The organism is Solwaraspora sp. WMMA2056, assembly GCF_030345095.1.
In the GTDB taxonomy this organism is placed as follows: domain Bacteria; phylum Actinomycetota; class Actinomycetes; order Mycobacteriales; family Micromonosporaceae; genus Micromonospora_E.
This window is the reverse complement of sequence record NZ_CP128360.1, coordinates 3,255,762-3,268,920: the sequence shown is the minus strand read 5'-3', so window position 1 is coordinate 3,268,920 and position 13,159 is coordinate 3,255,762. Positions and strand designations below refer to the sequence as shown.

The following is a 13,159-nucleotide window of genomic DNA, read 5'->3' as shown; positions in this document are numbered from 1 at the left end:
CCTTGCCCATCGGGGCACGTCGTGGGTGCTCCCGTGACGCGTTCCACCCACGCTGACCAGCATCGCGACGGCGCGTAGCCTAGGCGGTGCCGGCCGGCGCGCCGGCGGGTCCCTCGGTGGGTGCGCCGGCGGGTCCCTCGGCGGGTGCGTCGGCCGGGTAGCGGAACAGCACCTGCCGGCTCGCCGGGTCGGCCGTCACCAGCCGGACCCGGACCCGCTCGCCCACCGGCGGTGCGCCGACGCACCGGGCGATGACGGCCGGTTCGTCGAGGGCGACGGTGCCGCGCGGCGCGCGGGTGGCGCTGCCCGGGTCCGCGTCCAGCACCGCGACGTCGAACTCGGCACCGAGGCGGTGCTGCAGCAGGACCGCCTCGGTCAGGTCGACCGCCGCGCGGGCGGCGGCCCCGGCGGTCCGGTCAGTGCCGGCCATCACCTCCGGTAGCCGGGGCAACGCCTCGACGATCGCCGTCGGAACCTCCCGTCCCGCGGTCACCGCCAGACACACCTCGGTGGCGTACCGGTCAGCCAGCCGGCGCAGCGGCGCGGTGACGTGCGCGTACGGTGCCCCGACGCCACCGTGGCCGGTCTCGGCCGGCGGCTCACCGGCGAAGGCCGTGTACCGGGCGCCCCGCAGCAACTCGGCGGCGTGGTCGAGGAAAGCGGCACCGCGTGGCTGGGCCGGGTCGACCCCGGCGGTCACGTCACCGACGGCCGCGCCCGGTGGCCACCAGACGCCGAGGGCGCGGGCGGCGGCTCGCAACCGGGCCACCGCCGCCGGTTGCGGTGCCGGCATGGTACGCAGCAGTCCGGTCCCGGCCTCCAGCATGATGCCGGCGGCGGCCATGCCGGTCAGCAGCGAGATCTGCGCGTTGTGTTCCTCGATCGGCAGGGGTGGTCGCAGGACCAGGCGCCAGCCGTCCCCGTCGGACTCGACGTCCTGATCGGGCAACGGCAGGGTCACCGCGCCCCGGGCCACCGCCCGCGCGGTCAGCAGTTCGCCGATCTCGGGCAACAGCGCGATCGGTGCGGCGAGGTCGGCGAGTCGACCGGCGGCCAGCGCGGCATGCGCCGACGGATAGTCCAGCTGGGCCCGGCTGCGCACCCGGGCCCGCTCCAGCCGGGCGGCCACGAGATCACCGTCGGCGGCCAGGTCGAGGGTCCACACCACGGCAGGCCGCACGGCGTCGGGCAGCAGGCTGGCGGCGCCTTCGCTCAGGCTGGCCGGGTGCAGTGGGATGGTGCCGTCGGGCAGGTAGATGGTCTGGCCACGACGCCAGGTCTCGGCGTGCAGCGGGCCGCCATCGGCGACGAACGGGGTGACGTCGGCGATGGCGTACCGGATCCGGAAGCCGCCACCGGGCCGGCGGTCCAGGCACATCGCCTGGTCCAGGTCACGCGACCCGGGCGGGTCGAGGGTGACGAACGGGACGTCGGTCAGGTCGGTGTCCGGCAACGGTACGCGGGCCGCCGCCGCGTCCGCCTCGCGCTGCGCCGCAGGCGGGAACGCGGTGGGCAGTTCCAGCTCGCGGCGCAGCGCGCCGAAGTCGATCCGGGGCGCGGTCAGACGTGGGAGCGGCACGGACCATTCCTAGCAGGCCGTCACCACCGGTGGTACGGCGCTACCGCGGTGCCCCGACGGCAGCGCCCCGTACCGATGGTGACGCGGTCGGGGACGGTCAGCGACCGGCCTTGCGGGCGGTCTGCGTACCGGCCTTCCTGGTGGTCTTCTTCGCGGTCGTCCGGCTGGCCGCCGCCTTCTTGCCGGTGCCCCGCTGCGCCGGGGTGGCGTTCTTCGGCGAGGTGACCTGCTGCAGCCGGCCGGCGGTGCGTGCCACCGCCCCGGCGACCTTCTTACCGGCCCGGCCGGTGGTGCCCTTGGCCGGAGTCGACGTGCCCTTCGTGGTCGTCGACCGCTTGGCCGTGGCGGATTTCGCGGTGGACTTGCGGCCGGTCGTGGACTTCGCGGTGGCCCGCTTGGTCGTCGGGCCGCTGGCGGTCGCCTTCTTCGCCGGAGCGGTCTTGCGGGCGGTCGCGCTCTTCGTCGCCGTGGTCTTGTTCGGTGCCGTCTTCTTCGCGGTCGCCGTGGTCTTCGTCGGCGCTGTCTTCTTCACGGTCGCTTTCTTCGCGGTCGCTTTCTTCGCGGTCGCCGTGGTCTTCTTCGGCGCCGTCTTCTTCGCGGTCGCCGTGGTCTTCTTCGGCGCCGTCTTCTTCACGGTCGCCGTGGTCTTCTTCGGTGCTGTCTTCTTCGCGGTCGCTTTCTTCGCGGTCGCCGTGGTCTGCGCCGCAGTGGTGCGTTTGGCCGTGCCGGTCGACCGCGCGGACGTCGTTCTCGACGAGGTGCCGGTGCTCGACGCCCGCCGGGTGGCGGGGCGGGTCGTGGCCTTGGTGCCAACAACCATGTCTTTCTCCTCCTTGCGGACTTCCTGTGGATTTGTCTCCTTAGGAGACAACGGAGTCTCCAGATCCGACCCGATCGGGACGGACCGGCCTAGCCCTGCTCCCCAGTCCAGCGGGCGTTCTCGGCGTCCCACTCCTCGTTGCGCTCCGACACCCGCTGCAGCGCCTGCTCAGCGTCGGCCTTCGAGGCGTAGGGACCGAGCCGGTACTTGGCGGCACACAGATCCGCCCCGGACTCCACGCGCTGATGACGCAGGCACCAGAAGTACCCGCCATCAGGTCCGCTGTCGCTCATGAGAACACTGTGCACGGAAAATCAACCAAGCGCCACCGTTTCGCCCAAAAAAGTGCTATGCCTCCATGGTAGAGCGATTGCATTAGCCCAGCTCAATCGCGATGACCACTGGTCAATGCTACGGATAATGCTTGCCACACAAGGGATTCGTTGCGATTCCGCCGATCATCCGCCAGCTGCAGCCGACCTCGAGCAGGGGGCACTGCAATTCGCGACGACACACCGGGGCGACCGCCGGTGACACGCGTCGCCGGACCGGGCGGGCCCTTCGCCGGGTCACCTCGACTGGTCGAGCAGCCGGCGCAGGCCGTGTCCGTCCTCGACGGTCACGTCCGGTACGCCGTCGGGCAGCCCGCGTTCCCGCGCGGTGCGCTCCGACACCATCAGCACGGCGGCACCGGCCCCCGCGCGCCGGGCACATGGAACGTCCCGGGCCGGGCTGTCGCCGACGAACCAGCAGCGCTCGACCGGTACGCCGATCGCCCGCGCCGCCAGCCAGGCGACCTCCGGGTTGGGCTTGCGTACCCCGGCTTCGTCGCTGTAGATCTGCACGGCGAACCGGTCGCCGAGACCGACCTCGGCGAGGAAGTCGCGGTGCGCGGCACCGCACAGCGTGTTGCTGACGATCGCCAGCGGCAGGCCAGCCTCTGCGGCGGTGGCCAGTGCCTCGCGGATCCCTGGGCGGACCGCCCAGTCCGGCCGCCGGGTCCACTGGTAACTCAAGGGGGTCGCCTGATCCAGGACGGCGTCGCGTGCTTCGGCCGGCCAGCCGACGGTGAGGAACTCCTCCCACACCTGCCGGTGGCCGTACTCCCGTGGGCGGTCCTGCTCGCCCACCCGGTCACGCCACGCGGCGTACGCGCGCCGCCCGTCGGTCAGCGACCTGGTGATGGCCTCGACGGTCATCCGGCCGCCGGTCAGCTCCCGTAGTCGGTCGGCGAGTCCGGTCGGCTGCGGGGATCGGGCCGGGGCGTCGACGAGGACGCCACCGAAGTCGAGCAGCAGGGCGTGGGGGGTGGCCAGCATCCTGCAATCATCGCGGCTGCCGGCCCGCGGCCACAGTGCCGGCAGCACGTATTGGAACAGGAAGGGATGTTTACGCAAACATCGTCTCCACTGATAGTGTCAGCGCCACTACCGGCACCGGCGTCACGACCGGCCGACGGCGATCGTTCGTCAGGCGCCGGCGACGACCAATGAGAAAGGAACGGAAGGAATCCGATGAGCCCTTCCCGCCCCGACCCGTCACGGGGCGACACCGAACCACCGGCCGGGTCCGCCGGTGACGACCGGCCCCGGGTGCAACGCCGTCGGGTCTCCATGGCGGACGTCGCCCGGCTGGCCGGTGTCTCCGCGCAGACCGTGTCCCGGGTCTCCACCGGGCATCCGGGCGTCGTGGCCAGCACCCGCGAGCAGGTGATCGCCGCCATGCGCCAGCTCGGTTACCGGCCCAACAGCGCCGCCCGCGCCCTCAAGTACGGCGAGTTCCGCACCATCGGCGTCATCACGTTCACGCTCTCCACCACCGGCAACAGCCGTACCGTCGAGGCGATCGCCACCCACGCCGCCGCCGAGGGGTACGTGATCACCCTGATCCCGGTCGCCGCCCCCACCCAGGACCGGGTCCTCGGCGCCTTCACCCGGTTGGGCGAGCTCGCGGTCGACGCCGTCATCGTGATCATGGAAGTGCACCTGCTCGACGCCAGCACCATCGTGCTGCCGCCCGGTGTGCACGTCGTGGTCGTCGACTCCGACGCCGGGCAGCGCTACCGGGTCGTGGACACCAACCAGGCCGACGGCACCCGGCAGGCCGTCCGACACCTGCTCGACCTCGGGCACCGTACGGTATGGCACGTCGCCGGCCCGTCGGAGTCGTACGCCGCCGAGCGCCGTGCCGCCGCCTGGCGGGCCACGCTGGTCGACGCCGGCCGGGACGTACCGCCGCTGCGCCGGGGCGACTGGTCGGCCGGGACCGGTTACCGCATCGGCCTGGAACTGGCCGACGAGCCGGACTGTACGGCGGTCTTCGTCGCCAACGACCAGATGGCGCTCGGCGTGCTGCGGGCGATGCACGAGCGCGGCCGGGTGGTGCCGCGCGACGTCAGTGTGGTCGGCTTCGACGACATCGCCGAAGCCGGCTCGTTCATCCCGCCGCTGACCACCGTCCACCAGGACTTCGCCGAGGTCGGCCGGCACTGCGTCGAGGCGGCGCTGCTGCAGGTCCGCACCGGCACCACGCAGACCGGCACCACGTTGGTGCCGACCCATCTGGTGGTCCGGGCCAGCACCGCCGCCCCACCAGCGGCGCGCTGACCCGTGCCGGCGGCGCACCCGACCCGTGCCGGCGGCGCGCTGACCGGGTCCCACGCCCGGTCAGTGCGCCACTGACACCGCCCGTACCGCGACCGCCCGGGGCGGCAACGTCTCCGCCGGCCCGATCACCGGTTCGCCGGGCAGGTCGGTCAACGCCACCGGCTCGTCGGTGCGGTTGATCAGGAACCGGTACTCCCCCCGGACGGCCAGCTCGACCCGGCCCCGCAGGTGCTCCGGCAGTTCGCTGCCGACCCCGGCGGCGTCGGCGAACCGGGCCAGGACGTCGACCAGCCCGGCGGCACCGAGCCGGGTCGAGACGTAGCCGGCGGAGCCGGCCCCGACCGGCCGGCGGGTGATCGCCGGGCGGCCGGCGTACTCGCCGGTGCGGTACGCCGCCAGCACCTCGACCTGCGGATCGGTCACCGTGATCCGGTCGGTCCACAGCGTCGCGGAGGCGCCGGTGTCCAGCAGCACCTGCTCACCGTCGGGCAGCGGACCGAACTCCTCGATCCGCACACCGAGCAGGTCCCGCAGCGCCCCCGGGTGGCCGCCGAGCCAGATGTGGTCGTGCTCGTCGACGATGCCGGAGAAGTAGGTGGTCACCAGGTGACCCCCGGCGTCGACGTAACCGCGCAGCCGCTCGGCGAGCGCCGCCGGCATCAGGTGCAGGATCGGGGCGACCACCAGGTCGTAGCCGCTGAAGTCGGCGGCGGCCGGCAGCACGTCGACCCGGATCCCGAGCGCGAGGAACGCCGAGTACCAGTCGAGCGCCTCCTGTTTGTAGCGCAGCCGCGACGTCGGGTGGGAGTCCTGCTCACAGGCCCACCAGGACTCCCAGTCGAACAGGATCGCCGCCCGCGCCGGGGTGCGTGGCGTGCCGGCGACACCGGACAGGTCGGACAGCGTACGGCCGAGCGCGGTCACGGCCCGGAACAGATCGCTGTCGCGCCCGGCGTGCGGCAGCATCGCCGAGTGGTACTTCTCGGCACCGGCCGCCGACTGACGCCACTGGAAGAAGCAGACCGCGTCGGCGCCGTGCGCGACGTGGGTCAGTGAGTCGCGGGCCAGCTCACCGTCGCGTTTGGCCAGGTTGACCGGCTGCCAGTTGACGGCGCTGGTGGAGTGTTCCATCAGGAACCAGGGACGGCCGCCGGCCAGGTTGCCGGTCAGGTTGGCGGAGAAGGAGAGTTCGTCGAGCGCCTGCGGTCCGGGGTGCACGTAGTGGTCGTTGGCGACGAAGTCGACCTCACCCGCCCAGTCGGCATAGTTCATCCCGGACGACTCCCCCATCACCATGAAGTTGGTGGTGACCGGCACGTCGGGGGTGACCGCCCGCAGGATGTCGCGTTCGGCGCGCAGGTGCTCGCGCAGCGCGTCGGAGGAGAACCGTTTGAAGTCCAGCTGCTGGGTCGGGTTCGGGTACGACGCGGCCTGCCGGGGCGGCAGGATCTGGGCGAAGTCGGTGTACCGCTGCGACCAGAAGGCGGTGCCCCAGGCGTGGTTGAGCGCGTCGATGTCGCCGTAGCGGGCCCGCAGCCACGCCCGGAACGCCTCGGCGGCGTCGTCGGAGAAGTCGTAGACGTTGTGGCAGCCGAGTTCGTTGGAGACGTGCCAGGCGGTCAGCGCCGGATGGTCGCGGTAACGCCGCGCGATGGCCCGGACCAGCGCCAACGCGTACGTCCGGAAGACCGGTGAGGTGGGTCGCCAGTGTTGCCGGGCACCCGGCCAGACGGTGGCGCCGTGCCGGTCGACCGGCAGGATCTCCGGGTGGGCGGCGGTCAGCCAGGGCGGCGGTGACGCGGTCGCGGTGGCCAGGTCGACGGCGATGCCGTTGCGGTGCAGCAGGTCCATGATGTCGTCGAGCCAGGCGAAGTCGAACTCGCCGGGGCCGGGCTGCAGCCGCGCCCAGGAGAAGATGGCCAGCGAGACGATGTTGACGCCGGCGGCCCGCATCGCCGCGACGTCGTCGTCCCACACGTGCCGGGGCCACTGCTCCGGGTTGTAGTCGGCGCCGTAGCCGATCCGGGGGCCGCCGGTGCCGGGCCAACGCAGCCAGCGGTAGTCGACGCCGAATGCCACGTACTTCTCCTCGTTGGTCGGGGTGGGAACGCCGCAGGCCCGGCACCGCCGTCGCGGCGGTGCCGGGCCGCACGGATCAACTGATGGTGAAACCCTGGTCGGTGCCGTACGTGGCGCAGGTGTCACGCCAGGCGGTCAGCGCCTCGGCGAGCGGGGTGTCCGACACGTACGCCTGCCCGACGGTGTCGTTGAACACGCTGTTGGCGTAGACCTGGAACGGCAGGTAGGACCAGCCCTCGACGACGTTGGCGGCCGACTCGGCGAAGATCTCGTTGGCCTTCTGCCCGCCGAAGTACGGGAACTCGGTGCCGAGGAACTCCGGCGAGGTCAGCTGCGCGGTGGTGGCCGGGAAGGCACCGCCGTCGACCCGGATCTGCACCCCGTCACCGGCGTTGGCGTAGTCCATGAAGCCGTAGGCGAGAGCCTTGTTGGTCGCCGCCGACGGGATGGCCAGCGAGCTTCCGCCGTTCTCCGCGCTGGCGGTGCCACCGGCCTCCCACTGCGGTAGCGGGGCGACCTGCCATTTGCCGGAGCCGTCGGCGACGCCGGAGATCAGGTTCGCCGGCATCCAGGCCCCGGTGGCGAGGCTGGCGATGGTGCCGTTGGCCAGGCCCTGGTACCACTGGTCGCTCCACGGGCTGACCGGGGCGAGCAGGTCCTCGCTGATCAGCTGCTGCCAGATGGCGGCGAACCGGGCCGAGCCGGGGTCGGTGAAGTCGATGCCCACCGACGTGCCGTCGACCTGGAACGGCTGGCCGCCGGACTGCCAGATCAGGCTGGTGGTGAAGCCGGCGTCACCGACGTCGTTGGTGATGTAGACCTGCGGGTCGGCCTGGTGCAGCTTGCGGGCGGCGTCGACGTACTCGTCCCAGGTGGCGGGGACGGCGACGCCGTGACGGTCGAACACCTCCTTGTTGTAGAACAACGCCATCGGGCCGGAGTCCATCGGCAGGCCGAAGATGCCGCCGCCGGTGTTCACCGACGACCACGGCCCGGGGGTGAAGGTGTCGGCAAGGCCGTCGGCGCCGTACGCGGTGAGGTCGGTGACCGACTCGGCGAGGGCGAACTGCGGCAGCGCGTAGTACTCGATCTGCGCGACGTCGGGCAACCCGTCACCGGCGGCGATCGCGTTCTGCAGCGCGGTGTACTGGTCGTTGCCGGTGCCGGCGTTGACCAGGTTCACCTTTACCTTGGGGTACTTGGCCTCGAAACCGGTGACGACCTCGGTCAGCGTCGGTTCCCAGGCCCAGACGGTGATCTCACCGCCGGCTTCGAGGGCCGCGGTGACGTCGCTGGCCGAGACCTGGTCGCCGCCGTCGCCCTCGTCGGCGTCACCGGAGCCGCAGCCGGCCAGGGCCAGGGTTGCTGCTGCGGCGGCCGCGACCGCCCGCAGTGTGGTGCCTTTCATGAGTGTCCCTTTCACAGGTGATGGGAGGGTGGTCACTCCTTGACGCTGCCGGCGGCCAGACCCGACTGCCAGTAGCGCTGCAGGAGCAGGAACGCCGCCAACAGCGGCAGGATGGTCAGTAGCGACCCGGTGATGACGAGGTGGAACACCGGCTGCCCACCGGCGGTGGCGGCCTGTTCGTTCCAGGCGTTGAGGCCCAGCGTCAGCGGGTACCAGTCCGGGTCCTTGAGCATGATCAGCGGCAGGAAGTAGTTGTTCCAGGTGGCGACCATGCTGAACAGCGCGACGGTGACAATGCCGGGGGCCAGCATCGGCAGGCAGATCTGGAACAGGGTGCGGAACTCGCCGGCCCCGTCCATCCTGGCCGCCTCCAGCAGCTCGTCCGGGATGGCCTCGGCCGCGTACGTCCACATCAGGTAGAGACCGAACGGGGTGATCAGCGACGGGATGATCACCGCCCACGGGGTGTTGGTCAGGCCGAGCTGACTGAACATCAGGAACGTCGGCACGGCCAGCGCGGTGCCGGGTACGGCGACCGCGCCGATGACGATCGCGAAGACCGCCTTACGGCCGACGAAGTCGAACTTGGCCAGCCCGTACCCGCCGAGGGTGGCGAGCAGGGTCGCGCCGCCGGCGCCGGCGGCCACGTACAGCATGGTGTTGCCCAGCCAGCGCAGAAAGATCCCGCCGTCGTAGGTGAGCGTGTCGACGACGTTGTCCCACAGGGCGAAGTCGTCGGCGAACCACAGCCCGAACGAGGAGAACAGGCCCTGCTGCGACTTGGTGGCGTTGATCAGCAGCCAGGCCAGCGGGATCAGGCTGTACACCAGCACGATGCCGGTGAGCAGGGTCAGGGTGACACTGCGGACGGGCCGGCGCACCCTGGTGATGGCGGACATCAGCGTCCCTCCCGCATGCCGCGCAGCTGGACGACGTACGCGATGGCCATGGTGATCAGGCCCATCACGATCGCGACGGTGGCCGAGTAGTTGTACTGCTGGCCGGAGAAGCTCAGCGAGTAGGCGTACAGGTTGGGGGTGAAGTAGGTGGTGATCGCGTTGGGTGCCAGGTGCTGCAGGATGCTCGGTTCGTTGAACAGCTGGAAGCTGCCGATGATGGAGAAGATGGTGGCGATGACCAGGGCGCCCCGGATCGCCGGAAGTTTGATCGACCGGATGACCCGCAGCTGACTGGCGCCGTCGACCTCGGCGGCCTCATAGAGAGTGGCCGGCACGACCCGCAGCGCCGAGTAGAAGATCACCATGTTGTAGCCGACGAACTCCCAGGTGACGATGTTGCCGATGGCGATCAGGACGAGGTCGGGGCGCAGCGGGTCGGGCAACGCGGTGCCGAACGCGTCGTTGATGTTGCCGACCAGGCCGAACCGGTCGCCGTACATGAAGCCCCACATCAGGGTGGCGACGACGGCCGGTACGGCGTACGGCAGGAAGATCGAGACCCGGAAGAAGCTCTTGCCGTGCAGCCGGCCGCTGTCGATGGCGAGCGCGACGAGCAGCGCGATGGCCAGCATGATCGGCACCTGGACGACGAGGAAGAGGCCGACCCGGCCGAACGCGGACCAGAACTGCGGGTCGGTCAGCGCCCGCTGGTAGTTGTCCAGGCCGACGAAGGAGTTGCCGCCGATCAGTTGCCGGCGGTACAGGCTCAGGTAGATCGAGTAGCCGATCGGCGCGATGAACACGAGCGCGAAGACCAGCATGAACGGACCGACGAACTGCCAGCCGGCCAGGGGACGTCGCCGGCGGGGCCGGCGGCGGACGCCACCGGCGGCGGCGGCCGTCCGGGGAGGTGTCGGTGGGGTTGCCATTGCGTTCGACCTCGGGTCACGTCGGTAATGTTTGCGCAAACATCGAGGCCTGATGGTGGCACCGGGGCCGACCGCCGTCAACCCCCCGTCAACCCCGCAGTCGCGTCAACCTCGCCCGGATCGGCTCCGCGTCCGGATGCTGCAGGCCGTCGAGGATCTCCACCGCCGCCGACCACCACCGCCGCGCGGCCGACACGTCGCCGGTCTGCGCGCCGATCTCCCCGAGGCTGCTCAGCACCAGCGCCTCCAGGTGCCGGTCCCCCAGCCCCCGGAACAACGCCAGCGCCTCCTGGTAGCAGGCGGCCGCCTCGTCCGGATGCCCGAGATGCTGGTACGCGTACCCCAGGCTGTGCCAGGTGCTGGCCAGCCCCGGCCGGTCGGCGAACCCCTGCAGCACCTCCAACGCCCGACCGCACCAACTGAGCGTCTCGGCGTACTCGCCCAGCCGGGCGTGCTGCCAGCCGACCACGTTCAGCGCCTTGCCCGCCCCCCGCAGGTCACCGGCCGCCTCGTACAACTCGCACGCGGTCCGCCCGTGCGCCAACGCCTCCCGGTGGCGCTCCTGCCGCTCCCGCAGCAGGGCCAGGGCCATCTCGGTGAGTCCCTGCCGCGCCAGGTCACCGCGCCCCTGCTCCACCGTCAACGCAGCCAGCAGATGGGTCTCGGCCTCGGCGTGACAGTTCGTCCGGGTGTACGCCCGGGCAATGTTGCGGTGCGCCGCCGCCTGCGCCGCCGTGTCCCCCAGCCGCCGCGCCACCTCCAGCGCCGCCTGCTGCATGACCAGCAGATCCCGCCAGTGCCCCCGCCGGTCCAGGAAGGTGTAGGTCACCTGGGACAGCGTCACCGCCGCCGCGTCCAGTCCGGCCGCCAACGCGACGTCGAACACCGCCACCAGCACCGGCTGTTCGACGGCGAACCAGGCCAGCGCCGCGCCAGCGTCGGCGAACCGCTCGGCACCGACCCCGGACACCGCCGGCGACGACGGCGGCGACGGCACCGGGTTCGACTGCAGCGCCCGGTCGGCCTGGTACGCGCTGTGCGTGTAATGGTCGACCAGTCGGCGTACCGCCGCCGCCCGGTCCGCCGCGGTCTCCGACCGACGGGCCTGTTCGGCCGCGTACACCCGCAACAGGTCGTGCAGCCCGTACCGGCCGTCGGCCAGTTCGTCGAGCAGGTGCGAACGGACCAGTTCACCGAGCACCCGCCGGACCTCGACCGCCGGCCTACCGGCCAGGCTCGCCGCCGCTGGCAGGCAGATCGTCGGACCGGGATGGTTGCCCAGCAGTCGGAACAGCTGCGCCGCCGCTGGGCTCAACGCCTGGTACGACCAGGAGAAGACCGACCGTACGCCGAGCTCCGGGTCGTCGGCGGCGAGCGCGTCGAGACGTTCGCCAGCGGTCCGCAGCTCGGCCGCGAGCGCCGCCAACGGCATCTGCGGCGCGGTCGCCGCCCTTGCGCCGACGACCGCCAACGCCAGCGGCAGCCCGACACACCGCGCCACGATCTCGTCGACCGCGTCCGGTTCGGCGGCGCAGCGCGCCACCCCGACCCGGTGCCGCAGCAGTTCGGCCGCCTGCGACCCGTCGAGCAGGTCCAGCGTCACCGGGAACGCGCCGTGCGCGGCCACCAACCCGGTCAGCTGGTTGCGGCTGGTCACCACGACCAGGCACCGGGGCGCGCTGGGCAGCAGCATCCGCACGTGCCCGCTGTCGCGCGCGTTGTCGAGCACGATCAGCATCCGCCGCCCGGCCAGCGTCGTCCGCAGCAGCGCCGTCTGGGCGTCGAGCTGCGCCGGCACCCGGGCCGGTGGCACCCCGAGCCCGTCGAGCAGCAGCCGCAGCGCGGCCGCCGGCTCGGTCACCGCACCGTCCGGGTCGAACCCCCGCAGGTTCAGGTAGAGCTGGCCGTCCGGGAACCGGTCCGCGACCTGGTGCGCCCAGTGCACGGCCAGGGTGGTCTTGCCCACCCCCGCCGTGCCGCTGACCGCCACCACCCGTACCGCACCGGCGCCCCGGTCGTCGTCGGTGGCGTCGGCGAACTCGGTCAACCGGGTCAACTCCGCCTGCCGACCGCTGAACCGGGCCAGTGCCGGCGGCAACTGCCGGGGCACGGACCGGGGCACCGGGTCACCGCCGCCGGGGCCGGGGCCGGGGGCGGCCGGCGGGGCCGCGCCGGCACCGGCCGCAACCGTGACCGGCAGCGGCACCTCGACGCCCCGGCGCTGCTCGTCGACCCGGTCCCGGGCGCTGGCCAACGCACCCCGCTCGATCGGGCTCGCGCCGAGCAGGCCGACCAGGACGTCGAAGCGGTCCGTCGGCGGCAGCGTCTTGCCGGTGAGGTACTCGGCGACGGCCGTGTGCGACCAGCCGGCACGGGCGGCCAGCAGCCGGTACGACAACACCCGGTGGCCTTCGCGGCGGGCGTGCCGACGCCGCAGGGCACGCAGCAGGCCGGCAAGATCGTCGACGGTACGGGCAGTGGCGGCGTCACGCAGCAGGCGGTCCGGTGGTCGGGTGTCCACACCGTGCACCATCGCGACTCGCACGATCCTCCACCGGCCCGACGTCACGGCGGCGACCTGACGGCCCCCGCTCCACAACGGATGTTAGTCGATGTACGCCGATGTACGGAGATGAACGAGATCACGGCCACAGCGGCCGGGAACCGGGCACCCTGTACGGAGAACAGATCAGACACCGTACAAGAGGGACGTCCTCGCCCACGCACCGTCGCGTCCGCGCGGGCCGTCCCGGCCGTACGCGACGATCAGGGAAGGACACCGCGATGTACTGGTCCAGGCGCTCCACCCGGTAACCGGCCGACCCGCCGAACCGTGCCA

General features: G+C 71.9%; 10 protein-coding genes. 1 reads left to right on the top strand and 9 read right to left on the bottom strand.

Annotated features, from left to right (window positions below):
• Positions 1-79: 79 nt before the first annotated feature.
• From O7608_RS14955 to O7608_RS14940, 4 genes are all read right to left on the bottom strand, one after another.
• Positions 80-1,579, bottom strand: coding sequence for an RNB domain-containing ribonuclease (locus tag O7608_RS14955; RefSeq protein ID WP_289210548.1), 1,500 nt, complete (start codon positions 1,577-1,579; stop codon positions 80-82).
• A gap of 97 nt (positions 1,580-1,676) precedes the next feature.
• Positions 1,677-2,399: a hypothetical protein gene (locus O7608_RS14950; RefSeq protein ID WP_289210547.1), complete on the bottom strand. Its 723-nt coding sequence runs from the start codon at positions 2,397-2,399 to the stop codon at positions 1,677-1,679.
• An 89-nt stretch (positions 2,400-2,488) separates the two neighbouring features.
• Positions 2,489-2,692, bottom strand: coding sequence for a hypothetical protein (locus tag O7608_RS14945; protein ID WP_289210546.1), 204 nt, complete (start codon positions 2,690-2,692; stop codon positions 2,489-2,491).
• Positions 2,693-2,968: 276 nt separating this feature from the next.
• Positions 2,969-3,718 carry an HAD family hydrolase gene (locus tag O7608_RS14940; RefSeq protein ID WP_289210545.1) on the bottom strand — a complete coding sequence of 250 codons (750 nt, stop codon included), beginning with the start codon at positions 3,716-3,718 and terminating at the stop codon, positions 2,969-2,971.
• 195 nt (positions 3,719-3,913) lie between these two features.
• Between O7608_RS14940 and O7608_RS14935 the strand changes: the two genes are divergently transcribed.
• Positions 3,914-5,005 (top strand): LacI family DNA-binding transcriptional regulator, encoded by a 1,092-nt coding sequence (locus O7608_RS14935; protein WP_289210544.1) that lies wholly within the window; start codon positions 3,914-3,916, stop codon positions 5,003-5,005.
• A gap of 60 nt (positions 5,006-5,065) precedes the next feature.
• On the opposite strand, the gene O7608_RS14930 is transcribed toward O7608_RS14935, so the two are convergent.
• The 5 genes from O7608_RS14930 to O7608_RS14910 all read right to left on the bottom strand — a co-directional run bounded on the left by O7608_RS14930 (position 5,066) and on the right by O7608_RS14910 (position 12,865).
• Positions 5,066-7,084 carry a beta-galactosidase gene (locus O7608_RS14930; RefSeq protein WP_289210543.1) on the bottom strand — a complete coding sequence of 673 codons (2,019 nt, stop codon included), beginning with the start codon at positions 7,082-7,084 and terminating at the stop codon, positions 5,066-5,068.
• Between the two features lie 76 nt (positions 7,085-7,160).
• Positions 7,161-8,492, bottom strand: coding sequence for an ABC transporter substrate-binding protein (locus tag O7608_RS14925; RefSeq protein WP_289210542.1), 1,332 nt, complete (start codon positions 8,490-8,492; stop codon positions 7,161-7,163).
• Positions 8,493-8,524: 32 nt separating this feature from the next.
• Positions 8,525-9,391, bottom strand: coding sequence for a carbohydrate ABC transporter permease (locus O7608_RS14920; RefSeq protein ID WP_289210541.1), 867 nt, complete (start codon positions 9,389-9,391; stop codon positions 8,525-8,527).
• Entirely contained in the window at positions 9,391-10,320 is a 930-nt protein-coding gene (locus O7608_RS14915) for a carbohydrate ABC transporter permease (protein WP_353850541.1), read from the bottom strand. The genes O7608_RS14920 and O7608_RS14915 overlap by 1 nt, the downstream gene beginning before the upstream one ends.
• Before the next feature lie 88 nt (positions 10,321-10,408).
• Positions 10,409-12,865 (bottom strand): ATP-binding protein, encoded by a 2,457-nt coding sequence (locus O7608_RS14910; protein ID WP_289210540.1) that lies wholly within the window; start codon positions 12,863-12,865, stop codon positions 10,409-10,411.
• Between the last annotated feature and the right edge of the window lie 294 nt (positions 12,866-13,159).

What these genes read in the sequence shown, in the direction of transcription:
- O7608_RS14950 (WP_289210547.1), bottom strand. Translation starts at nt 2,399, where the DNA reads ATGGTTGTTGGCACCAAGGCCACGACCCGCCCCGCCACCCGGCGGGCG.
- O7608_RS14920 (WP_289210541.1), bottom strand. Translation starts at nt 9,391, where the DNA reads ATGTCCGCCATCACCAGGGTGCGCCGGCCCGTCCGCAGTGTCACCCTG.
- O7608_RS14945 (WP_289210546.1), bottom strand. Translation starts at nt 2,692, where the DNA reads ATGAGCGACAGCGGACCTGATGGCGGGTACTTCTGGTGCCTGCGTCAT.
- O7608_RS14925 (WP_289210542.1), bottom strand. Translation starts at nt 8,492, where the DNA reads ATGAAAGGCACCACACTGCGGGCGGTCGCGGCCGCCGCAGCAGCAACC.
- O7608_RS14915 (WP_353850541.1), bottom strand. Translation starts at nt 10,320, where the DNA reads ATGGCAACCCCACCGACACCTCCCCGGACGGCCGCCGCCGCCGGTGGC.
- O7608_RS14935 (WP_289210544.1), top strand. Translation starts at nt 3,914, where the DNA reads ATGAGCCCTTCCCGCCCCGACCCGTCACGGGGCGACACCGAACCACCG.
- O7608_RS14940 (WP_289210545.1), bottom strand. Translation starts at nt 3,718, where the DNA reads ATGCTGGCCACCCCCCACGCCCTGCTGCTCGACTTCGGTGGCGTCCTC.